The sequence below is a fragment of the Streptomyces sp. NBC_01217 genome (assembly GCF_035994185.1).
Classification (GTDB): Bacteria; Actinomycetota; Actinomycetes; order Streptomycetales; family Streptomycetaceae; genus Streptomyces.
Genome location: NZ_CP108538.1, coordinates 6,202,758 through 6,224,547, shown reverse-complemented (window position 1 = coordinate 6,224,547; position 21,790 = coordinate 6,202,758). Strand labels below are relative to the sequence as shown.

At 70.5% G+C, this 21,790-nt stretch carries 21 protein-coding genes and 2 pseudogenes; 13 read left to right on the top strand and 10 right to left on the bottom strand.

Annotated elements, in window-relative coordinates; genetic code table 11:
- Positions 1-28: 28 nt before the first annotated feature.
- From OG507_RS27970 to OG507_RS27960, 3 genes are all read right to left on the bottom strand, one after another.
- Positions 29-361: a DUF3817 domain-containing protein gene (locus OG507_RS27970; RefSeq protein ID WP_327369916.1), complete on the bottom strand. Its 333-nt coding sequence runs from the start codon at positions 359-361 to the stop codon at positions 29-31.
- A 76-nt stretch (positions 362-437) separates the two neighbouring features.
- A complete protein-coding gene (locus tag OG507_RS27965) occupies positions 438-947 on the bottom strand; it encodes a MarR family winged helix-turn-helix transcriptional regulator (RefSeq protein ID WP_327369915.1) in 510 nt (169 codons plus the stop codon).
- 10 nt (positions 948-957) lie between these two features.
- Positions 958-2,307: an MFS transporter gene (locus OG507_RS27960; protein ID WP_327369914.1), complete on the bottom strand. Its 1,350-nt coding sequence runs from the start codon at positions 2,305-2,307 to the stop codon at positions 958-960.
- 80 nt (positions 2,308-2,387) lie between these two features.
- On the opposite strand from OG507_RS27960, the gene OG507_RS27955 reads away from it, so the two are divergent.
- Positions 2,388-3,389, top strand: a complete 1,002-nt coding sequence (locus tag OG507_RS27955) for an ArsR/SmtB family transcription factor (protein WP_327369913.1) — start codon at positions 2,388-2,390, stop codon at positions 3,387-3,389.
- A 69-nt stretch (positions 3,390-3,458) separates the two neighbouring features.
- Here the strand turns inward: OG507_RS27955 and OG507_RS27950 are convergent, their stop codons facing one another.
- Entirely contained in the window at positions 3,459-3,758 is a 300-nt protein-coding gene (locus OG507_RS27950) for an MTH1187 family thiamine-binding protein (RefSeq protein WP_327369912.1), read from the bottom strand.
- Positions 3,755-4,105 (bottom strand): DUF3817 domain-containing protein, encoded by a 351-nt coding sequence (locus OG507_RS27945; protein ID WP_327369911.1) that lies wholly within the window; start codon positions 4,103-4,105, stop codon positions 3,755-3,757. Before OG507_RS27945 ends, OG507_RS27950 begins: the two co-directional genes overlap by 4 nt.
- Before the next feature lie 280 nt (positions 4,106-4,385).
- Between OG507_RS27945 and OG507_RS27940 the strand changes: the two genes are divergently transcribed.
- The 4 genes from OG507_RS27940 (at position 4,386) to OG507_RS27925 (ending at position 7,032) form a co-directional block, all read left to right on the top strand.
- Positions 4,386-5,018, top strand: a complete 633-nt coding sequence (locus OG507_RS27940) for an AIM24 family protein (protein WP_327372125.1) — start codon at positions 4,386-4,388, stop codon at positions 5,016-5,018.
- Positions 5,018-5,668 (top strand): AIM24 family protein, encoded by a 651-nt coding sequence (locus OG507_RS27935; protein ID WP_327369910.1) that lies wholly within the window; start codon positions 5,018-5,020, stop codon positions 5,666-5,668. Before OG507_RS27940 ends, OG507_RS27935 begins: the two co-directional genes overlap by 1 nt.
- Entirely contained in the window at positions 5,665-6,429 is a 765-nt protein-coding gene (locus tag OG507_RS27930; RefSeq protein WP_327369909.1) for an AIM24 family protein, read from the top strand. The genes OG507_RS27935 and OG507_RS27930 overlap by 4 nt, the downstream gene beginning before the upstream one ends.
- A gap of 126 nt (positions 6,430-6,555) precedes the next feature.
- Positions 6,556-7,032 (top strand): MarR family winged helix-turn-helix transcriptional regulator, encoded by a 477-nt coding sequence (locus tag OG507_RS27925; protein WP_327369908.1) that lies wholly within the window; start codon positions 6,556-6,558, stop codon positions 7,030-7,032.
- A 50-nt stretch (positions 7,033-7,082) separates the two neighbouring features.
- On the opposite strand, the pseudogene OG507_RS27920 reads toward OG507_RS27925, so the two are convergent.
- From OG507_RS27920 to OG507_RS27910, 3 genes and pseudogenes are all read right to left on the bottom strand, one after another.
- A pseudogene (locus OG507_RS27920) lies at positions 7,083-7,223 on the bottom strand (ATP-binding protein); the annotation flags it as partial.
- Positions 7,222-7,816, bottom strand: a pseudogene (locus tag OG507_RS27915) (response regulator transcription factor); the annotation flags it as partial. The pseudogenes OG507_RS27920 and OG507_RS27915, both read right to left, overlap by 2 nt.
- Positions 7,817-7,892: 76 nt before the next feature.
- Positions 7,893-9,131, bottom strand: a complete 1,239-nt coding sequence (locus OG507_RS27910; RefSeq protein ID WP_327369907.1) for an RNA-guided endonuclease InsQ/TnpB family protein — start codon at positions 9,129-9,131, stop codon at positions 7,893-7,895.
- Positions 9,132-9,425: 294 nt separating this feature from the next.
- Here OG507_RS27910 and OG507_RS27905 point away from each other — a divergent pair, with 294 nt between their 5' ends.
- Positions 9,426-9,683, top strand: coding sequence for a PepSY domain-containing protein (locus tag OG507_RS27905; RefSeq protein ID WP_442811030.1), 258 nt, complete (start codon positions 9,426-9,428; stop codon positions 9,681-9,683).
- A gap of 15 nt (positions 9,684-9,698) precedes the next feature.
- Here the strand turns inward: OG507_RS27905 and meaB are convergent, their stop codons facing one another.
- Positions 9,699-10,655: a methylmalonyl Co-A mutase-associated GTPase MeaB gene (gene meaB, locus OG507_RS27900; RefSeq protein WP_327369906.1), complete on the bottom strand. Its 957-nt coding sequence runs from the start codon at positions 10,653-10,655 to the stop codon at positions 9,699-9,701.
- Between the two features lie 42 nt (positions 10,656-10,697).
- Positions 10,698-11,903 carry an acetyl-CoA C-acetyltransferase gene (locus OG507_RS27895; protein WP_327369905.1) on the bottom strand — a complete coding sequence of 402 codons (1,206 nt, stop codon included), beginning with the start codon at positions 11,901-11,903 and terminating at the stop codon, positions 10,698-10,700.
- Positions 11,904-12,038: 135 nt separating this feature from the next.
- On the opposite strand from OG507_RS27895, the gene mce reads away from it, so the two are divergent.
- The 7 genes from mce (at position 12,039) to OG507_RS27860 (ending at position 21,765) form a co-directional block, all read left to right on the top strand.
- Positions 12,039-12,467 carry a methylmalonyl-CoA epimerase gene (gene mce / locus OG507_RS27890; protein ID WP_327369904.1) on the top strand — a complete coding sequence of 143 codons (429 nt, stop codon included), beginning with the start codon at positions 12,039-12,041 and terminating at the stop codon, positions 12,465-12,467.
- Between the two features lie 164 nt (positions 12,468-12,631).
- Positions 12,632-16,462, top strand: coding sequence for a polarized growth protein Scy (gene scy, locus OG507_RS27885; RefSeq protein ID WP_327369903.1), 3,831 nt, complete (start codon positions 12,632-12,634; stop codon positions 16,460-16,462).
- A 184-nt stretch (positions 16,463-16,646) separates the two neighbouring features.
- The gene (locus OG507_RS27880) at positions 16,647-17,585 is read left to right on the top strand and encodes a cellulose-binding protein (protein ID WP_327369902.1); all 939 of its coding nucleotides are present in this window, start codon (positions 16,647-16,649) and stop codon (positions 17,583-17,585) included.
- 88 nt (positions 17,586-17,673) lie between these two features.
- Positions 17,674-18,702, top strand: coding sequence for an ABC transporter ATP-binding protein (locus OG507_RS27875; protein ID WP_327369901.1), 1,029 nt, complete (start codon positions 17,674-17,676; stop codon positions 18,700-18,702).
- Positions 18,703-18,707: 5 nt separating this feature from the next.
- Positions 18,708-19,487 carry an ABC transporter permease subunit gene (locus tag OG507_RS27870; protein WP_327369900.1) on the top strand — a complete coding sequence of 260 codons (780 nt, stop codon included), beginning with the start codon at positions 18,708-18,710 and terminating at the stop codon, positions 19,485-19,487.
- A 224-nt stretch (positions 19,488-19,711) separates the two neighbouring features.
- Entirely contained in the window at positions 19,712-20,902 is a 1,191-nt protein-coding gene (locus tag OG507_RS27865) for an ABC transporter ATP-binding protein (RefSeq protein WP_327369899.1), read from the top strand.
- Positions 20,899-21,765 carry an ABC transporter permease subunit gene (locus OG507_RS27860; protein ID WP_327369898.1) on the top strand — a complete coding sequence of 289 codons (867 nt, stop codon included), beginning with the start codon at positions 20,899-20,901 and terminating at the stop codon, positions 21,763-21,765. The genes OG507_RS27865 and OG507_RS27860 overlap by 4 nt, the downstream gene beginning before the upstream one ends.
- Positions 21,766-21,790: the final 25 nt, after the last annotated feature.

The window sequence follows — 21,790 nt, the reverse complement described above, 5'->3', positions numbered from 1 at the left end:
GGTGGTGCGGTGCGGTGCGGCCGGGGTATCAGGCCTTGACGGTCACGGGGGAACCGTCGGCGATCAGCGGCTCGACCTCGCGGACGACCTTGCGCTCGACGAAGAACGCGGCCGTCGGGATGGTGCCGGAGATCAGCACCCAGAGCAGCTTGCCGACCGGCCACTTGGCCTTGGAGCCCAGGTCGAAGGCGAAGATCAGGTAGATGATGTAGAGGACACCGTGGACCTGGGAGACGATGAGCGTCAGGTCCTCGCCCGTTTCGAAGCCGTACTTGAAGACCATGCAGGTGCAGAGCACCAGCAACATGACTGCGGTGACGTAGGCCATCACCCGGTACCGGGTCAGCACACTGCGTTTCATGGAATCGAGCGTAACCGGACGCCCGGGGCGATCTTGCAGCGGGCCGGGCCCTCGAAGTGTTGTCCTACGGGCCGCCCTACGGCTCCTGGAAATCCTGGGCCGCGATCCGCAGCGGCCGCAGCAGGGCGAAGATCTCCGCGCACTCCTCGGCGTCGTACGCCCCGAGCCCGAACTTTATGTCGACCAGGTCCTTGGTCGCGGCCTCGACGACCTCGCGTCCCTTGTCGGTGATGGAGGCGAGGGTTCCGCGGCCGTCGTTCGGGTTGGGGCGCTTGGCGACCAGGCCGGAGCGCACCAGCCGGTCCACCGTGTTCGTGACGGAGGTCGGGTGGACCATGAGCCGCTCGCCGATCTTGGACATCGGCAGCTCGCCGGCCTTGGAGAAGGTGAGCAGCACCAGCGCCTCGTATCGCGCGAAGGTCAGTCCGTACGGTTTGACCACCGCGTCGACCTCGGCCAGCAGGATCTGCTGCGCGCGCATGATCGAGGTGATCGCCCCCATCGAGGGCACCGGACCCCAGCGCTGCTGCCAGAGTTCGTCGGCGCGGGCAATGGGATCGAAGGGGAGACTGAGCGGTTTCGACACGCCGTCGACCTTACCCACTGGTCATATGCTGGTCAGCCCCGTCTCGAACTTCGGTCCGAATGCGGTCGGCGGGTGCGGTTCTCCTGACCTCCAGGACGAGCAGCAGCACGCAGAGCGTGCCCATCGCTCCCGCTGCGGCGACCACCTGGTGTACGGGGAGGAATTCGGCGGCGAGCCCGGCGAGGGCCATGCCGACGCCCTGGAGCGTCATCAGCCCGGCGGTGAGCAGGGTCATGGCCCGGCCGCGCAGCGCTTCCGGTACGGCGGCGACGAACCACTGGTCGAGGCCGATGACGTACGCCGATCCCGCCCCGGCCAGGGCCAGCGCGAGCACGGTGACGACCATGCCGGGGCGGAGCCCGTACACCACCAGCGGCAGCAGTCCCGCGGCGGCGGCCGACAGCACGATCAGGGAGCGCAGACGGGGGGTCAGCGCGGTGCCCACGTACAATTCGGCGGCGATCTGTCCGACCGGCATCGCACACATCAGCAGCCCGAGCGCGACCGGCCCCACGCCGATCTCGTCCGCGTACGGTGCGGCGAGCGCCTCCGGTGCCACGACGAACATCGGGGGCAGCCAGAACAGCAGCAGCAGCCCGCGGATCCTGCGGTCGGCGAGGACGGCCCGGGCGCCGGAGACCGACTCCTTGAGCAGGGCGCCGCCGCCACCTTCCGTGGACCTGGCCGGCCGGTCACGGGTGCCGAGGCGGAGCAGGGCCGCCGAGCAGAGGAAGGTCACCGCGGTGATCGTCATCGCGCCGCGCGGGGACAGTACGGCGAGCAGCAGACCGCCCACGCCGAAGCCGGCGAGCAACGCGGTCTGCGAGACGATCCGCAGCAGCGAGCGGCCGAGCACGAAGAGATCGCCCTCGCCCAGGATGTCGGCGAGCGCGGCCATCCTGGTCCCGGTGAAGACGGGTGACACGGCGGCGATCACGCAGCGCAGTGCGAGCAGTCCGCCGACCGGAGTGCCCGGCAGCACCATCACGGCGACGCAGCCCGCGCAGATCAGATCGCAGACGACGAGGACCCGGCGGGCGGGGTACCGGTCGGCGATCCCCGCGAGGAGCGTGCCCGCGAAGAGGTACGGGAGGAGGCCGAGCGCGAAGGTGAGGGCGCTGAGCAGGGGCGATCCGGTCAGGCGGTACACGAGGACGGTCAGGGCGAGTTCGCTGACGATGACGCCGAGCAGGGAGAGCAGATGGGCGAGGAAGACCGCCCGGAACTCCCGCACGGCGAAGACGGGACCGTAGCCACGGGAGGCGGAGGGAGCCGCCGCCTCCACCACGTCGCCTGCGCCGCTGGAGCGGTTCGTCGCGTCGCGCGGGCGCTCTGCGGGGTTTTCGGTGTCTGTCGGCATGAGCGCAGCCTGTGGGCCGCAGGTGGTTCTCCGTAGACTTTCGGTTCACGCCGAAACTCAGCGGGCAGGGAGAGCCGCGCATGCCGTTGTATCTGCATCTCGACGAGAGCGACCTGCTCCGCTGCCGGTTCGCGCTCTCGCCGCTCGGGGAGACCCAGGCCGCCGTACGTGTGCTGGCCCAGCCCGAGCGGCACGGGTATCACCTGCCGTGGCTCCGGCTGATCCGGGACGCGGCCGCCGGGCTCGATCTCCGGCCGCTGTGGCTGCTGATGGCGCGGCACGGCCACAACCCGGACTTCATCAGCCCGCCGCCTCCCGGGCCGGTCACCACCTTCGAGGAGGAGATCGCGGGTGTGCGGTCCATCGATCCCGAACTCGCCCGCAAGGACCTCATGCTCTCCCTGGCGGAGCGGCCGGAGGCGCTGCACTCCCCCGCCGGACAGGCCATGCTCGCCGATCCCGCCCGGACCGTCCGGGAGCTGGCCGATCTGCTGGAGCAGGCCTGGCGGGTGCTGATCGAGCCGCACTGGCCGCGGCTGCGTGCCCTGCTGGAGGCGGACATCGCCTACCACTCGCGGCGGCTGGCCTCGGTCGGCTTCGAGCGGCTGCTGGGTGAGCTGAGCCCCCGGCTGAAATGGTCGGAGTCGACATTGACCGTCGTCGTCGGGACGCGCGGCCGGCACACCCGGGTGCTCGGCGGGCAGGGGCTCGTCCTGATTCCCAGCGTCTTCTCCTGGCCGGACCCGGCCAGCGGCTTCGAGCCGCCGTGGCAGCCGGCGGTCATCTATCCCGCGCGCGGGATCGGCGGGCTGTGGACCGAGCCCGCCGACCGCACCCCGCAGGCGCTGGCGCGGCTGCTCGGCCGGGCGCGGGCCGACGTCCTGTGCGCGCTGGACGAACCGGCCGGGACGAGCGCGCTCGCGCACCGGCTGGGCCTCGCGCTCTCGTCCGTGTCGGAGCATCTGTCGGTGCTGCGCGCGGCGGGGCTGCTCACCTCGCGCCGGTACGGACATCAGGTGCTGTACGAGCGGACGCCGCTCGGGATCGCCCTGGCCGTGCCGGAGCACCGCCCGCAGGAGTGACGGGAGCGGGACGAGCCCCCGGCCGGGTGGGGCCGGGGGCTCGTCGGGTCGTACGGAGGGACGGGGGCGTCAGTCCGTCCCGGCGAGATACCGCTCGACCGTCTCGACCTTGGAGGTCAGGCCGTCGGTGACACCGGGGCGGATGTCGGCCTTCAGCACGAGGGACACCCGTCCGGCGCGGGCCTCGACGGCGGCGACGGCCCGCTTGACGACGTCCATGACCTGGTCCCACTCGCCCTCGATGGAGGTGAACATGGCGTCCGTGCGGTTGGGCAGCCCGGACTCCCGGACGACCCGGACGGCGTCGGCGACGTACTCGCCGACGTCCTCACCGACACCCAGCGGACTGACCGAGAACGCGACGATCATGCGCTGACCACGCCTTCGCGGCGTGCGCGGGCCGCGATGACACCGTCGGCCTCGTAGCGCTTCAGCACCTTGTCGCCGTACAGCCCGCCGAACGGCAGCAGTGCGAGCAGGAAGAAGAACGCGACGCGCTTGAGCGGCCACTTGGTCTTGGCCCAGACGTCCAGCAGCAGCACGGCGTAGATCACGAAGAGCACGCCGTGGATGATGCCGAGCGGCATCATCAGGAAGTCGATGTCGGAGACCCGGCTGAGGATCGAGCCAAAGATGATCAGTGCCGGGAAGGAGAGCGCCTCGGGAATCGAGATGAGGCGCAGCCGGTGCAGGGCGGTAGCGGTCTTGATGTCCACGAGGGCACCTTCGGTGGGAGGGTCGTGACGGCTTGTGAATACAGGCACAAGCGCGACCCATTGTGGCACTGTCACGGGCTGTGCCCGGTGGCGGGGGCCGAAACGGGAGTGGCGGGGGTGGTGAAGGAAGCGGTGGGATGCCGCGAGGTGCCCGTTAGGGATACGTCCCGATTGCGTACGGCTCCCGTACCGGATGCGTATCAGGGTCGGTTCAGGGTGCCGGTTCCTCCTCGGGGCCCTGTCCCCTCCGCGGTCCTGCCGTTACCGTCACATCGTGGCAATGTTCCGACTCCAAGGCAGCAAGACGCTCGCCGTCGACCTCACCGGCGATGGCGTCAAGGCGAAGAACGGCTCGATGGTCGCGTACGACGGCCGGATGGCGTTCAAGAAGTTGTCCGGCGGCGGTGAGGGCATCCGCGGCATGGTGACCCGCCGGCTGACCGGCGAGCAGATGACCGTGATGGAAGTGACAGGCCAGGGCACCTGCTACTTCGCCGACCGCGCGAGCGAGATCAATCTCGTCTCGCTGCGCGGCGAGAAGCTCTACGTCGAGGCGAGCAATCTGCTCTGCACCGACGCCGGGCTGCGCACCGGCACCACCTTCACCGGCCTGCGCGGCGGGGCGACCGGCAACGGCCTGTTCACCACCACCGTCGAGGGCACCGGCCAGGCGGCGATCATGTCGGACGGCTCGGCCGTGGTGCTGCGGGTCTCGGCGCAGTACCCGCTGTTCGTCGACCCGGGCGCCTACATCGCACATCAGGGCAATCTCCAGCAGCACTTCCAGTCCGGAGTGAATTTCCGGACGCTCATGGGTGAGGGCTCGGGCGAGTCCTTCCAGATCCGCTTCGAGGGCGAGGGACTCGTCTACGTGCAGCCGAGCGAGCGGAACACCATCGGGGGCGATGTCTGATGCCGTTCCGTGAGATCAACTCGAAGATGGTCGAGGCGACGGTGCTCCCCGGCCAGAAGATGTACAGCCAGCGCGGCGCGATGCTCGCCTACCGCGGCGATGTGTCGTTTACGCCGAACATCCAGGGCGGCCAGGGCGGCGTGATGTCGATGATCGGCCGCCGGGTGGCCAATGAGACGACCCCGCTGATGACGGTCGAGGGCAGCGGCACGGTGATGTTCGGCCACGGCGGCCACCACATCCAGGTGATCAACCTGTCCGGCGACACCCTGTACGTGGAGGCCGACCGGCTGCTCGCCTTCGACGGGACGTTGCAGCAGGGCACGATGTTCATGGGTTCGCAGGGCGGGGTCATGGGCATGGTGCGCGGCCAGGTGACCGGGCAGGGGCTGTTCACCACGACGCTGAAGGGCCACGGCGCGGTCGCGGTGATGGCACACGGCGGGGTGATCGAACTGCCGATCACCCCGGGCCGCGAGGTGCATGTGGACCCGCAGGCCTATGTCGCCCACCACGGCGACGTACGCAACAAACTCTCGACCGCGCTCGGCTGGCGCGACATGGTGGGGCGCGGCTCCGGCGAGGCGTTCCAGCTGGAGCTGAGCGGCAGCGGCGCGGTGTACGTCCAGGCCTCGGAGGAGAAGCTGTGAGCACGCCCGTGGTCTTCGACCCGATGACACTGCCGTCGGACGACAACGTCAACGCGTACACCTTCTGCGTGGAGCTCAAGGGGAGCCAGTGGTTCCTGCAGAAGGGCAAGATGATCGCCTACTACGGGCGGATCGAGTTCAACGGCATAGGCCACGGCCGCTTCGACCGGCTGCTCCGTACGAGCTTCCACTCGCCGCTGCACGCGAGCGACTGGGTGGTGGCCGAGGGCAGCGGGAAGATGCTGCTCGCGGACCGGGCCTTCGATGTGAACTCCTACGACCTGGAGGACGGGAATCTGACGATCCGGTCCGGCAACCTCCTCGCCTACCAGCCGACGCTGGCACTCAAGCAGTCCATCGTGCCGGGTTTTCTGACCCTGATCGGCACGGGGAAGTTCGTGGCCGCGTCCAACGGTCCCGTGGTCTTCATGGAGCCGCCGCTGCGGGTCGATCCGCAGGCCCTGGTGGGCTGGGCGGACTGCCCTTCGCCGTGCCACCACTACGACCACGGCTATATGACGGGCGTGCTGGGCGGGCTGCGGTCGCTGACGGGCCTCGGGGGCACCTCGGGCGAGGAGCACCAGTTCGAGTTCGTCGGGGCGGGCACGGTGCTGCTCCAGTCGACCGAGATCCTGATGGCCGAGCAGCCGACGGGGGCGACTCCGGCGCAGGCCGGGGTGCCGGGCGGTGCGGGTCAACCCGGCTCCGCACCCCGTCTGCCCGGCCAGCTCGGGGACCTCCAGCGTCGCTTCGGTTTGTGAACGGTAGTCTGCGGAGTGTGACATCGAACGCCTGCACCCCGCGTCCGGGCCCTCCCCCGGGCGCGTGTCGGGCATCACACCCCCTCACCTTAGTCCGGCTTTCAACTTCTTAGGTAGAATCCATACATGGAGACCGAGACGGCCACTCGCTGGCTGAGCAATGCGGAGCAGTGCGCCTGGCGCACCCACCTGGACGTCAGCAGGCTGCTGATGTACCAGCTTGAGAAGGACCTCCAGCCGTTCGGCCTGACCATGAACGACTACGAGATCCTGGTCAACCTCTCGGAGTCGGACGATCAGCGCATGCGGATGAGCGACCTCGCCACCGCGACGCTGCAGTCCAAGAGCAGGCTCTCGCACCAGATCACCCGCATGGAGAGCGCGGGCCTGGTCCGCAGGGAGAACTGCGAGTCCGACCGGCGCGGACTGTTCGCGGTCCTCACCGAGGAGGGCGCGGAGACGATGCGGAAGGTGGCGCCGCACCACGTGGCGTCGGTGCGCAAGCACTTCATGGACCTGCTGACGCCGGAGGCACTGGCGAATCTGCACGAGACGCTGACCCCTGTCGCGAATCATCTGCGGGGGCGCCGCGGCAAGGTGTGATCCGCCGGGCGGGCGGTGCCCGGCAGGTGCGGCCCGCACGGCGGGCCCGCTCAGCCGGCGCCCGGCAGCCACAGCTCGAACCGCGCACCGCCCTCCCACGCACCGTCCACCGTCAGCCGGCCGCCGTGCCGGGCCGCGACGTCCCGGGCGATGGCCAGGCCGAGACCGGCGCCGCCCTCGTCCCGCGTACGCCGCGCCGAGCTTGCGGCGCAGCGCGCTGACATACACCTCGACGATGTTCGGGTCACCGTCGTAGGCGAAGTCCCAGACGTGTTCCAGGATGTCCACCTTGCTCACCACCTGACCGGAGCGCAGCGCGAGCTGCTCCAGCACTGCGAACTCCTTGGCCGTGAGGGTGATTTCGTCCAGACCGAGGTGGACGCGGCGCGCGGCGGTGTCCATCCGCAGGGAGCCGACGGTGACCACCGGCGATGCGGAGCCGCCGCCCCGGCGCCGCATCGGCGCCCGGATGCGGGCGACCAGTACGACGTACGAGAACGGCTTGGTCAGATAGTCGTCGGCCCCGGTGTCCAGGCCCTCCGCCTCGTCGCACTCCCCGTCCTTCGCCGTCCTTCGCCGCCCTTCGCCGTCCTTCGCCGTCCTTCGCCGTCAGCATCAGGATCGGCACCTCGTGTTCGGCGGCGCAGACCCGGTAGTCGTTCATCCCGGGCAGCATGATGTCGAGGACGACGAGGTCGTGCGCCCCCTCGGCGGCCCGGTGCAGACCTTCGAGTCCGTCGTGCACGTCGAAGCCCTCGGCGGTGAGTCCCCCGGCCAGGGACATCGCCAGCCGCTTCTCGTCCTCCACGACAACAGGCGCATACGCACAGGGTCGCAAACCGATCGTCAACTACCCGGCGCTAAATCGCCGGGCTTGCACAGCGGGCATCACTGGCAGTGATGCTGCGCTTGCGTCCAGCCCCACCCCGCCGTTGCGGGGGTAGGGCGGGGGCCGTTGACTCGGCCCCGCGTCGCCACAACTCCCGCGCACGGGCGCGGATGTTGCGGGAGCCGTTCCGGTCCGCGTGATCAACGAATCCGCACGACCGGCACTCGAACCGGGCCTGTGAGACCCGGCTCGCCTTGTCTACGTGCCCGCACTCGGCGCAGGTACGCGAGGTGTACGCAGGATCGACGTGCACCACTGCCACCCCCGCCCTGCGGGCCTTGTACGCGATGAACTGCCCCAGCTGATGGAAGGACCAGCTGTGCAGGGTGGCCCGTTGGGGCTTGCGAAGCCGTACCCTCGCGCGGATGCCGCCCAGGTCTTCCAGGGCGATGCCGCGCGAGGTGCGTTCTGCCTCGGCCACCACATGTTTCGCGATCTTGTGATTGATGCCCCTCGCCCTCCGCGCCTCCTTACGCCGCCGCTTCTTCAACCGGCGCCTGGCGGACGGGGTGTTCTTCCTCTGGAGTTTGGTACGCAGGCCTCGCTCGCGCACCCGGATACGGTTCAGCGCGCGTCCGGCCATGATCTCGCCATCGCTGGTGGTGGCGATGTTCACGATGCCCAGGTCGATACCGAGGAAGTCCACCGGATCGGTGTTCAACTCCGCTTCCGGGACCTCGCAGGTGGCCAGCAGGAACCACATGCCGTCCCGGCACACCAGGTCGGACTCACCCCGCCGGTACAACACCAGGGTGGCCAGCTGCCGCTCATCCGCAGTGAACGCCACATCCTTGAGCCGTCCGGCCACCGTCCAGATCGAGACCCGGCGGTCACCGCTCTGCCAGGACAGCATCCGGTCGTCGTACGGCTGCGCGCTCTCACGCCGGAAGACAATCGGCTTCCCGGCGGCCTGGCGGTAACGCTTCGAGCCGGGCCTGCCGAGGTTGCCAGCCTTCAGGTTCGCCTTCAGCGTCGCGTACGCGTCACAGGTCTTCTTGATCACATGCTGAGCGGCCTGCGCCCCCAGCCGCCACCGCTCCTTGGCCTCGCCGTAGGTCAGCTCGCGCAGGGCGAAGTTTCGCTTCACATCCTGCTCGAACGCCACCCCGGACACCCAAGTCGCTGCCTCGTTGCAGGCGCGCAGGGTCGCCTCAAGTGCCGCCGCCTGAGCGGGCGTCGGCTCCAGTTTGACCTGCACGGCGAGCTTCACGAACGGAACGCTACCCGCCACCCGCAAGCCCCACATTCGAACACGAGCAATTCACACCAGCCCTCCGGGCCGGCCTTCACACGGGCGCTCCGCACCCGACGCCGCCACGGCCGTCGCCTTCGCGGACGACGACAGCCACGACCGCGACCGCGAGACCAGGAGCAGCGCGGCGAGCGGACGGCGGGCGGGTCTGGGAACTCGATGTGTACGGCTCCGACAAGGTCTGGCACGACGTGACGGTGGACGCGGGCAGCGGCAAGGTGCTCGGCAGGCACGTCTCCGACGACGGTGGCGATGACGATGACGCCGACGACTCCCGTGACCGGCGTGCGCCCCGGTCTGCCTCCGTCTCGCTGCCGCGCTCGGGGCGGCGGGGCACTGCACTGGGACGTCGACGTCCGGGGCAAGGACGGCAAGGAGCACGAGCTGAACGTCGACGCGAAGACGTCCGAGGTCACGGCGGACCGTTCGGAGGTCACGGCGGACCGTTCGGACGACGGCGACCACGACCATCACGGCGACGACCATCACGGCAACGGCCGGGACGACTGAGGGCGGCGGCCCGGGTCAGGCGCCGGTGAGGCCCGCCACCAGTTCGTCGGCCGCCGCGTAAGGATCGAGGCTCCCCGCCACGATGCGTTCGGCGAGCGCGCCGATGTGGCGGTCGCCGTGCAGATCGCCGATCCGCTCGCGCAGCCGCGTGACGGCGATCGTCTCGACCTCGTGGGCCGCGCGGGCGGTGCGGCGCTCGGCGAGCACGCCGTGCTCCTCCATCCACGCCCGGTGCTTCTCCAACGCCTCGACGACCTCGTCGATGCCCTCGCCCCGGGCGGCGACCGTCTTCACGATCGGCGGCCGCCAGTCGCCGGGGCCGCGGGACTCGCCGAGGCCCAGCATGTGGTTGAGCTCGCGCGCGGTGGCGTCGGCGCCGTCCCGGTCGGCCTTGTTGACGACGTACACATCGCCGATCTCCAGGATTCCGGCCTTCGCCGCCTGGATGCCGTCGCCCATGCCGGGCGCCAGCAGGACCACGGAGGTGTCGGCCTGGGAGGCGATCTCCACCTCCGACTGGCCGACGCCGACCGTCTCCACCAGGATCACGTCGCAGCCCGCCGCGTCCAGCACCCGGATGGCCTGCGGTGCCGACCAGGCGAGGCCGCCCAGATGTCCGCGGGTGGCCATCGAGCGGATGTAGACGCCCGGGTCGGAGGCGTGCTCCGACATCCGGACCCGGTCGCCGAGGAGCGCGCCGCCGGAGAACGGCGAGGACGGGTCGACGGCCAGGACGCCGACCCGCTTGCCGGCCCGCCGGTACGCCGAGACCAGCGCCGACGTCGATGTCGACTTGCCGACACCGGGTGAGCCGGTCAGGCCGACGACGTACGCGTTGCCCGTCAGCGGCGCCAGGGCCGCCATCACCTCGCGCAGCTGCGGCGACGCCCCCTCCACCAGGGAGATGAGCCGGGCCACGGCCCTCGGGCGGCCCGCACGGGCCTGCTCGACCAGGGTGGGGACGTCCACCATTACCGCTCCGTTCGGTTCACTCTTGCAGCTGCGTACGTACGACTACTTCTTGCCCGGAACGCGGATGATCAGCGCGTCGCCCTGGCCGCCGCCGCCGCACAGCGCCGCCGCACCGATGCCGCCGCCGCGCCGCTTCAGCTCCAGCGCCAGGTGGAGCACCACACGGGCGCCGGACATGCCGATCGGGTGACCCAGCGCGATGGCGCCGCCGTTGACGTTCACCTTCTCGGGGGTGACGCCGAGGTCCTTCATCGACTGGACGGCGACCGCGGCGAACGCCTCGTTGATCTCGATGAGGTCGAGGTCCGCGACCTCCAGGCCGTCCCTCTTCAGGGCGTGCCTGATGGCGTTGGACGGCTGCGACTGGAGCGAGTTGTCCGGGCCCGCCACATTGCCGTGGGCGCCGATCTCGGCGATCCAGTCCAGGCCCAGCTCCTCGGCCTTGGCCTTGCTCATGACGACGACCGCGGCGGCGCCGTCGGAGATCTGCGAGGAGGTGCCCGCGGTGATCGTGCCGTCCTTGGTGAAGGCCGGGCGCAGCTTTCCGAGGGACTCCGCGGTCGTCTCCGGACGGATGCCCTCGTCCTTGGAGAAGAGGACCGGGTCACCCTTGCGCTGCGGGATCTCGACCGGGGTGATCTCGGCCTCGAAGATGCCGTTCTTCTGGGCGGCGGCGGCGCGCTGGTGGGAGAGGGCGCCGATCTCGTCCTGGTCGGCGCGGTTCAGCCCGAGACGGGTGTTGTGCTTCTCGGTGGACTCACCCATCGGGATGTTCTCGTAGGCGTCGGTCAGGCCGTCGTGCGCCATCGAGTCGAGCATCTCGATCGCGCCGTACTTGTAGCCCTCGCGGGACTTCGGGAGCAGGTGCGGGGCGTTCGTCATGGACTCCTGGCCACCGGCGACGACCACGTCGAACTCACCGGCGCGGATCAGCTGGTCTGCGAGCGCGATCGCGTCGAGCCCGGACAGACACACCTTGTTGACGGTGAGCGCGGGGACGTTCATCGGGATGCCGCCCTTGACCGCGGCCTGGCGTGCCGGGATCTGGCCCGCACCGGCCTGCAGCACCTGGCCCATGATCACGTACTCGACCTGGTCGCCGCCGATGCCGGCCCGGTCCAGCGCGGCCTTGATGGCGAAGCCGCCGAGCTCGGCCCCGGAGAAGCTCTTCAGCGAGCCGAGGAGGCGGCCCATGGGCGTACGCGCGCCCGCGACGATCACTGAGGTGGTACCGGTCGTTCCTGACATGAGGCGCAGCCCCTTGGGATTAGGAGTGAACGAGGGTTTACCTGAATGTACTGAGCGGTACCTCGCCCGTCATCCGGCAGCCGGTGTGATCGCGCGCACGTTGCGTAACCATCGGTGGAGCGCTGCACTGGTTGCATGCTGACGCGAATCGACCACATCGGGATCGCCTGTTTCGACCTCGACAGGACCGTCGAGTTCTACCGCTCGACCTACGGGTTCGAGGTGTTCCACTCCGAGATCAACGAGGAGCAGGGCGTACGGGAGGCCATGCTCAAGATCAACGATACGTCGGACGGCGGTGCCTCCTACCTCCAGCTGCTGGAGCCGACCCGGGAGGACTCGGCCGTGGGCAAGTGGCTGGCAAAGAATGGGGAGGGCGTCCACCACATCGCCTTCGGCACCGCGGACGTCGACGCCGACGCGGCGGACATCCGGGAGAAGGGGGTCAGGGTGCTGTACGACGAGCCCAGGACCGGTTCCATGGGGTCCAGGATCACCTTTCTGCACCCCAAGGACTGCCACGGCGTCCTCACAGAACTGGTCACGTCCGCAGCGGAGCACTGACCTCCGGATACCTGGCCCGGTAGAGTGGGCTGTTCCGGGCCGGGGCCGGGTCGGGGCCGCGCCGCGTCCCCAGCCGTTGATCTGTCACCATTCCCCGGGGGACCGTTCACCGGCGAACGGTACTCGTTGGAGAGTTGCGACCAGGGGACGGATGGGACCGCGCAGTGCGGGGCTACGAACGCCAGGAGAGCCACCGAGCTGAAGACGACCATCTCTCGCGGTTCGAGGCCGAGATGGACCGGCTGAAGACCGACCGGGAGAAGGCCGTCCAGCACGCCGAGGACCTCGGTTACCAGGTCGAGGTCTTGCGCGCCAAGCTGCACGAGGCTCGGCGCAATCTCGCGACCCGTCCCGCGTACGACAGCGCGGACATCGGCTACCAGGCCGAGCAGTTGCTCCGTAATGCCCAGATCCAGGCCGACCAGCTGCGGACCGACGCCGAGCGGGAGCTCCGTGACGCCCGGGCGCAGACGCAGCGGATCCTGCAGGAGCACGCCGAGCACCAGGCGCGGCTCCAGGCCGAGCTGCACAACGAGGCCGTGCAGCGGCGCCAGCAGCTCGACCAGGAGCTGGCCGAGCGCCGTCAGACCGTCGAGTCCCACGTCAACGAGAACGTCGCCTGGGCCGAGCAGCTCAGGGCCAGGACGGAGTCCCAGGCCCGTCGGCTCCTCGAGGAGTCCAGGGCCGATGCCGAGCAGTCGCTGGCGCAGGCGCGCGCCGAGGCGGGCCGGCTGGCGGACGAGACCCGGCAGCGGCTCGGCTCCGAGGCGGAGTCGGCCCGTGCCGAGGCCGAGTCGATCCTGCTGCGGGCCCGCAAGGACGCCGAGCGGCTGCTGAACGCCGCCTCCAGCCAGGCGCAGGAGGCCACCAGCCACGCCGAGCAGCTGCGCTCGTCGACGACCGCGGAGACCGAGCAGACCCGCCATCGGACCGCCGAGCTGAACCGGGCCGCCGAGCAGCGCATGCAGGAGGCCGAGACCCGGCTGCGCGAGGCCCGGCTGGCGGCCGAGAAGGTCACCGCCGAGGCGAAGGAGGCCGCCGTCAAGCGGCTGGCCGCCGCCGAGTCGCAGAACGAGCAGCGCACCCGTACGGCCAAGTCGGAGATCGCCCGGCTGGTCGGTGAGGCCACCAAGGACGCCGAGACGCTGAAGGCGGAGGCCGAGCAGGCGCTCGCCGACGCCCGCGCCGAGGCGGACCGGCTGACGTCCGAGGCGGCCGAGAGGGCCCGCACGGCAGCCGCGGAGGACGCCGCGGCCCAGCTCGCCAAGGCCGCCAGAGCCGCCGAGGAGGTGCTGACCAAGGCGTCCGAGGACGCACGGTCCACCACCGGGGCGGCGAGCGAGGAGGCCGACCGGATCCGCCGTGAGGCGGAGGCCGAGGCGGACCGGCTGCGCGGCGAGGCCGCCGAGCAGGCCGATCAGCTCAAGGGCGCGGCCAAGGACGACACCAAGGAGTACCGGGCCAAGACGGTCGAGCTGCAGGAGGAGGCGCGCAGGCTGCGCGGCGAGGCCGAGCAGCTGCGCTCCGAGGCGGTCGCCGAGGGCGAGCGGATCCGTGGCGAGGCCCGCCGCGAGGCCGTCCAGCAGATCGAGGAGGGCGCGAAGACCGCCGAGGAGCTGCTGTCCAAGGCGAAGGCGGACGCGGAGGAGCTGCGCTCCACCGCGGGCACGGAGAGCGAGCGGGTCCGCAGCGAGGCCGCCGAGCGTGCCGGTGCGCTGCGCAAGCAGGCCGAGGAGGCCCTGGAACGCGCGCGCGGCGAGGCCGAGCAGCTGCGTACGGAGTCCGAGGAGCAGGCCCGGTCCACCACCACCGCGGCCGAGCAGGCGGCGGCGGAGCTGCGCGAGGAGACCGAGCGCGCGGCCGCGGCCCGCAAGGCGGAGGCGGCCGACGAGCTGACCCGGCTGCACACCGAGGCCGAGACCCGGGTCACCACCGCCGAGCAGGCGCTCACGGACGCGCGCGCCGAGGCGGAGCGCATCCGGCGCGAGACGAACGAGGAGTCCGAGCGGCTGCGCGCGGAGGCCGCCGAGCGGCTGCGCGTCCTGCAGGAGCAGGCGGAGACCGAGGCGGAGCGGCTGCGCGACGAGGCCGCGGCGGATGCGTCGCAGTCGCGTGCGGAGGGCGAGTCCGTCGCCGTACGGCTGCGCAGCGAAGCGGCCGCCGAGGCGGAGCGGCTCAAGTCCGAGGCGCAGGAGAGCGCCGACCGGGTGCGTTCGGAGGCCGCTGCCGCCGCCGAGCGGGTCGGCACGGAGGCCGCCGAGGCGCTGGCCGCCGCGCAGGAGGAGGCGAACCGGCGCCGCCGGGAGGCCGAGGAGACCCTCGACGCGGCGCGCACCGAGGCGAACCAGGAGCGCGAGCGGGCCCGCGAGCAGAGCGAGGAGCTCCTCGCCTCGGCCCGCAAGCGGGTCGAGCAGGCACAGGCCGAGGCGCAGCGCCTGGTCGAGGAGGCGGACAGCCGGGCGACCGAGATGGTCTCCGCGGCCGAGCAGACCGCCCAGCAGGTACGGGATTCGGTCAACGGGCTGCAGGAGCAGGCCGAGGCGGAGATCGCCGGGCTGCGCTCCACCGCCGAGCATGTCGCGGAGCGGACGAAGTCCGAGGCACAGGAGGAGGCGGACCGGGTCCGCGCCGACGCGTACGCGGAGCGGGAGCGGGCCGGCGAGGACGCGAGCCGGATCCGCCGGGAGGCGAAGGAGGAGTCCGACGCCGCGAAGGCGATGGCCGAGCGGACGGTCTCCGACGCGATCACCGAGTCGGAGCGGCTGCGCGCGGACACCGCGGAGTACAGCCAGCGGATGCGTACCGAGGCCTCCGACTCGCTGGCCTCGGCCGAGCAGGACGCGGCACGCAGCAGGGCCGAGGCCCGCGAGGACGCCAACCGGATGCGTTCCGATGCCGCGGCCCAGGCCGACCGGCTGGTGGGCGAGGCGACGAGCGAGGCCGAGCGCATCGTCGCGGAGTCCACGCAGCAGGCCAACCGGCTCGTCGAGGACGCGACGCAGCGCGCGGCCCGGCTGGCGGACGAGGCCACGGACGAGGCCGAGCGGCTGCGCGCGGAGGCGGCGGCCACCGTCGGCTCGGCGCAGGAGCACGCGGCCCGTACCCGCGAGGAGTCGGAGCGGGTGCGCGCCGAGGCGGAGGCGGCGGCCGAGCAGATGCGGGCCGAGGCCCGTCAGGAGGCGGACCGGCTGCTCGACGAGGCGCGGGAGGCCGCGGCGAAGCGCCGGGCCGATGCAGCCGAACAGGCGGACCAGCTCGTCAACAAGGCCCAGGAGGAGGCGCTGCGCGCCGCCACCGAGGCCGAGGAGCAGGCCGACACGATGGTCGGCGTGGCCCGCAAGGAGGCCGTGCGGATCACCTCGGAGGCGACCGTCGAGGGCAACACCCTGGTCGAGCGCGCCCGTACGGACGCGGACGAGCTGCTGGTCGGCGCCCGCCGGGACGCCACGGCCATCCGGGAACGTGCCGAGGAGCTCCGTACCCGCATCGAGAGCGAGATCGAGGAGCTGCACGACCGGGCCCGGCGGGAGACCTCCGAGCAGATGAAGACGGCGGGCGAGCGCGTCGACAACCTGATGAAGGCGGCGACCGAGCAGCGCGACGAGGCGGCGGCCAAGGCCAAGGAGCTGCTGGCGGACGCCAATTCGGAGGCGAGCAAGGTCCGGATCGCGGCGGTGAAGCGGGCCGAGTCGCTGCTCAAGGAGGCCGAGCAGAAGAAGGCCGCGCTGATCCGCGAGGCCGAGAAACTGCGGGCCGACGCCGAGGCCGAGGCGAAGCGTACGGTGGACGACGGCAAGCGCGAGCTCGATCTGCTGGTGCGTCGGCGCGAGGACATCAACACCGAGATCTCCCGTGTCCAGGACGTGCTGGAGGCACTGGAGTCGTTCGAGACGCCCGGGGGCGGCGGCAAGGGTGCGGGCGGCGGCTCAGCCGGTGGCGTCAAAGCCGGGGCCTCGGCGGGCACTCGATCGAGTGGCAAGTCGTCCGAGGGGTAGTCGCCCCGTCATCTCACATGCTTCATCAAGGACGTTCAACCCTCCGAGTGGCAAGAGTTGCGGGGGTCAGCCACTCGAAAGGGGTGTCATTCTCCAGATCAAAAGGGCATCCACTCGATGACACGCCGCTTCGGCCCCTAGGATTCCCTCTAACACCTCACCGGTCTCATTCGACAGGAACCCCATGAGCGACCCTTCCTCCCCCTTCGGCTTCGAGCTCGTGCGACGTGGATACGACCGCGGTCAGGTGGATGACCGCATTACCAAGCTCGTCGCCGACCGTGATAGTGCTCTCGCCCGCATCACGTCTCTGGAAAAGCGCATCGAGGAGCTCCACCTCGAAACGCAGAACGCCCAGGCCCAGGTGAACGACGCGGAGCCGTCGTACGCCGGTCTCGGCGCCCGCGTGGAGAAGATTCTCCGCCTCGCCGAGGAGGAGGCGAAGGACCTGCGCGAGGAGGCCCGTCGCGCCGCCGAGCAGCACCGCGAGCTCGCCGAGTCGGCCGCCCAGCAGGTACGCAACGACGCCGAGTCGTTCGCCGCCGAGCGCAAGGCGAAGGCCGAGGACGAGGGCGTACGCATCGTCGAGAAGGCCAAGGGTGAGGCCGGCTCGCTGCGCACGGAGGCCCAGAAGGACGCCTCGCAGAAGCGCGAGGAGGCGGACGCCCTCTTCGAGGAGACCCGCGCCAAGGCCGCCCAGGCCGCCGCGGACTTCGAGACCAACCTGGCCAAGCGCCGCGACCAGTCGGAGCGCGACCTCGCGTCCCGTCAGGCCAAGGCCGAGAAGCGCCTCGCCGAGATCGAGCACCGCGCCGAGCAGCTCCGCCTGGAGGCCGAGAAGCTCCGTACGGACGCCGAGCGCCGGGCCCGTCAGACGGTGGAGACCGCGCAGCGCCAGTCCGAGGACATCGTGGCCGACGCGAACGCGAAGGCCGACCGGATCCGCAGCGAGTCGGAGCGCGAGCTGGCGGCGCTCACCAACCGCCGCGACTCGATCAACGCGCAGCTGACCAACGTCCGCGAGATGCTGGCGACGCTGACGGGTGCCGCGGTGGCCGCCGCCGGCTCCCCCGCCGACGACGAGCCGGTCACCCGCGGCGTTCCGGCTCAGCAGACCCGCTGACCCCGGATTACCGCAGTTCGACAAATGTTGCGCGCCCGGTTCCGCCCTTGTGGTGGCGCCGGGCGCGCGGCCGTTCTAGCGTGAACGCATGATCGAGCTTGACGGCCTCACCAAGCGCTTCGGCAACAAGGTTGCCGTCGACCGGCTTTCGTGCCGCGTCAGACCTGGAATGGTGACGGGCTTTCTGGGCCCCAACGGAGCGGGCAAATCCACGACGATGCGGATGATGCTCGATCTCGACAACCCGACCAGCGGTTCCGTGCGCATCGACGGCAAGCACTACCGCGACCTGGAAGAACCCCTCAAGTACATCGGGGCGCTGCTGGACGCCAAGTCGATGCACGGCGGGCGCAGCGCGTACAACAATCTGCTCTGTCTCGCACAGAGCAACCACATCCCGGAGAGCCGGGTCGCGGAGGTTCTGGACACCGTCGGTCTGACCGCGGTGGCGAAGAAGAAGTCGAAGGGCTTCTCCCTCGGCATGGGCCAGCGGCTCGGCATCGCCGCGGCGCTGCTCGGCGACCCGCAGGTGCTGCTCTTCGACGAGCCGGTCAACGGTCTCGACCCCGAGGGCATTCACTGGATCCGCAATCTGATGAAGGCGCTCGCAGCGGAAGGCCGGACGATCTTCGTCTCCTCGCATCTGATGAGCGAAATGGCGCTGACGGCGGACCACTTGATCGTGATCGGCCAGGGCCGGCTGCTCGCCGACACCTCGATGGCCGATTTCATCCACCAGAACTCACGCAGTTATGTACGGCTGCGCTCGCCGCAGCAGGAGCGGCTGCGCGATGTGCTGCACGAGGAGGGCCTGATCGTGGTCGAGGCGGGCAGCGGCACGCTGGAGATCGACGGCGCCACCACCGAGACGCTGGGCGAGCTCGCCGCCCGGCACCAGATCGTGCTGCACGAGCTGAGCTCCCAGCGGGCCTCCCTGGAGGAAGCGTTCATGCAGATGACGGCGGACTCCGTGGAGTACCACGCGCACTCGGACCTCGGTGCGGTGCCGCCGCCCGTTGGTCCGCACTGGGGCGATCAGTGGAATCAGCAGAACGCCGCAGGCCCGGCCGGGACACCCGGTGTCTCGGACGCACCCGACGCCGGCAAGGGGGTGTGACGGCGATGGCATCGGTACCCGCGGTCCTGACCTCCGAGTGGACCAAGATCCGTACGGTCTCCTCGACCGTCTGGACGCTGATCTCCGCGTTCGTCGTCACCGTCGCGATGAGCGCGGCGCTCTGCGCCCTGATGAACGCCCAGTTCGACGATCTCCCCGCGCCGGAGCGGGCCACCTTCGACCCGACCCTCATCAGCTTCTCCGGCATGGTCCTCGGCCAGCTGGCCATGGTCGTCTTCGGCGTGCTGGTGGTCGGTACGGAGTACAGCTCGGGCATGATCCGGACCTCGCTGGCGGCCGTGCCGCAGCGCGGTTCGTTCCTCTTCAGCAAGATCACGGTGGCCGGTCTGCTGGCCCTGGTGGTCGGCCTCGCCACCAGCTTCGTCTCGTTCTTCCTCGGCCAGGCCCTGCTCGGCGACCACCACACCGACATCGGTGCGGAACACGTCCTGCGCGCGGTCGTCGGCGGCGGCCTCTACATGGGCCTGATCGGGATCTTCTCGATGGGTGTGGCGACGATGCTGCGCAGCTCCATGCTGTCGCTCGGCATCCTGATGCCGTTCTTCTTCCTGGTCTCGCAGATCCTGTCGGCGGTCCCGGGCGCGAAGAAGGTCGCCCGGTACTTCCCCGACCAGGCCGGGTCCAAGATCATGCAGGTGGTCCCGGACGCCATGAACAGCGGCCCGTCTCCGTACGGGCCGTGGGGCGGGTTCGGCATTCTGGTCGCCTGGGTGGCGGCCGCGCTGGTCGGCGGCTATCTCGTACTGAAAAAGCGGGACGCGTGACGGGCTGACGGGACAGGTGACGGGCGGGCGGGACGCCGGCCGGTCGGCGGGGCAGCTGCCCCGGACCGTACCGGAAGTGCTCCGTCCGCTCCGCCCCGAGGCGATGCGCTCTCGTAACGCTTGGCCGGAACCGTCAAGGCCTGGATATCCTCCTAACTCTTACGGGGGGCGTGCGGCCGGACGGCCTGGGCCCCGACGACAGACGAAGTCGATGGGGCTGGAGCATGATCGAGGCAGTCGGCCTGACCAAGCGCTATGGCGCGAAGACAGCCGTGTACAACCTTTCCTTCCAGGTGCGGCCCGGTGCCGTCACCGGATTCCTCGGTCCCAACGGGTCGGGCAAGTCCACCACCATGCGCATGATGCTGGGCCTGGACCGACCGACATCCGGCCATGTCACCATCGGCGGCCACCCCTTCCGCAGCCTGCCGAACGCGCCGCGCCAGGTGGGTGCGCTGCTGGACGCGAAGGCGGTGCACGGCGGGCGCAGCGCCCGTAACCATCTCCTCTCGCTCGCCCAGCTCGCCGGCATCCCGGCCGCCCGGGTCGACGAGGTGCTCGGTGTCGTCGGTCTGCACGACGTCGCGCGGAAGCGGTCCAAGGGCTACTCGCTCGGTATGGGCCAGCGGCTCGGCATCGCGGCGGCGCTGCTCGGCGACCCGCAGGTGCTGCTCTTCGACGAGCCGGTCAACGGTCTCGACCCCGAGGGCATTCTCTGGGTCCGCAATCTGATGAAGATGCTGGCGTCGGAGGGCCGTACGGTCTTCGTCTCCAGCCACCTGATGAGCGAGATGGCCCTCACCGCCGACCATCTGATCGTGATCGGCCGCGGGCAGCTGCTCTCCGACATGAGCGTCAAGGACTTCATCTCCGCCAATTCGGCCGATTTCGCGCGGGTACGGGTCGCGGACGGGGTGCCGGAACTGCGGGAGAAGCTGACCGCCTCGCTCACCGAGGCGGGCGGCCAGGTCATGTCGGAGCCGGACGGCGCCCTGCGGATCACCGGTCTTCAGCTGCCGCGGATCAGTGATCTGGCCCATGAGTCGGACGTCCGGCTGTGGGAGCTCTCCCCGCACCAGGCCTCGCTGGAGGAGGCGTACATGCGGATGACGCAGGGCGCCGTGGACTACCGCTCGACGGCGGACCAGAAGGCCGGTCTGCAGCAGCCGGTGCACGGTGGGTACGGACAGCAGCCGGGTTACGAGGCTCCGCAGCCGCCGGTCCCGGAGATGCCGCAGCAGGGCTGGTACGCCCCGCCGCCGCCCGGACAGAACCCGTACGCCCAGGCCCCTGCGGCACCCGCCGCCCCGGCCGTACCCGCTGCCCCCGCCGCGCCCGCTCCGGCGGCCCCGACGGCTCCCGCCGCAGCCCCCGCAGACCTGACCAAGAGCGAGACCAGCGAGGACGCCCGATGACCACGCCGCCGACCCCGCAGGCCCAGGCCCCCGCCCCGGCCCCGCAGCAGAACTGGCAGGACGCACCGGCCGGGTTCTACGCCTCACCGATCCCGCTGCGCCGCGCCACCCTCGGCGATGCGCTCGCCTCCGAGTGGACCAAGATCCGTTCGGTGCGCTCCACGATGTGGACGCTCGGCATCATGATCGTGCTGCTGCTCGGCATCGGCCTGCTCGCCGCGATCGCGGTCAACGCCGCCGACACCGAGATCGGCGAGACCCCGGTGCTCAGCCTCGGCTTCTTCGGGGTGCTGCTCGGTTCGATCTGTGTGATCACGCTCGGCGTGATGACCATCGCCTCCGAGTACGGCACCGGCATGATCCGTACGACGCTGACGGCCTGCCCCAGCCGGGCGCGGGTGCTGACCGCGAAGGCGATCGTCTTCTTCCTCCTCACCTTCGTCATCACGACCGTGACGACCGCACTGGTCGGCGTCCTGCAGACGGCCATGCTCGACGGCGCGGCGCCCAGCGGTGACGAATGGCTGCGCGCCACGGTCGGCGTCGGTTTCTACATCGCCACGCTGGGGCTGCTCTCGCTCGCGGTCGGCGCTCTCATCCGGCACTCCGCGGGTGCGATCACGATCATGATCGGGGTGGTGCTGCTGCCGCTCGTGCTGGCCATGTTCATGTTCGCCGAGTCGCTCGTCGACCTGCGGGACGCACTCTTCGAGTACTCGATCCCCAGCCAGCTCAGCGCGTTCTACGACACCTCGGTCACCGGGTCGGGGCCGACCGGCTGGGATCCGCTGTGGATCATGATCGGCGTCACTGCCGTGGCTCTGCTCGGTGCCTATGCGTCGCTGGAGAAGCGCGACGTCTGACGACCCGCAACCGTTGACCGGTCGT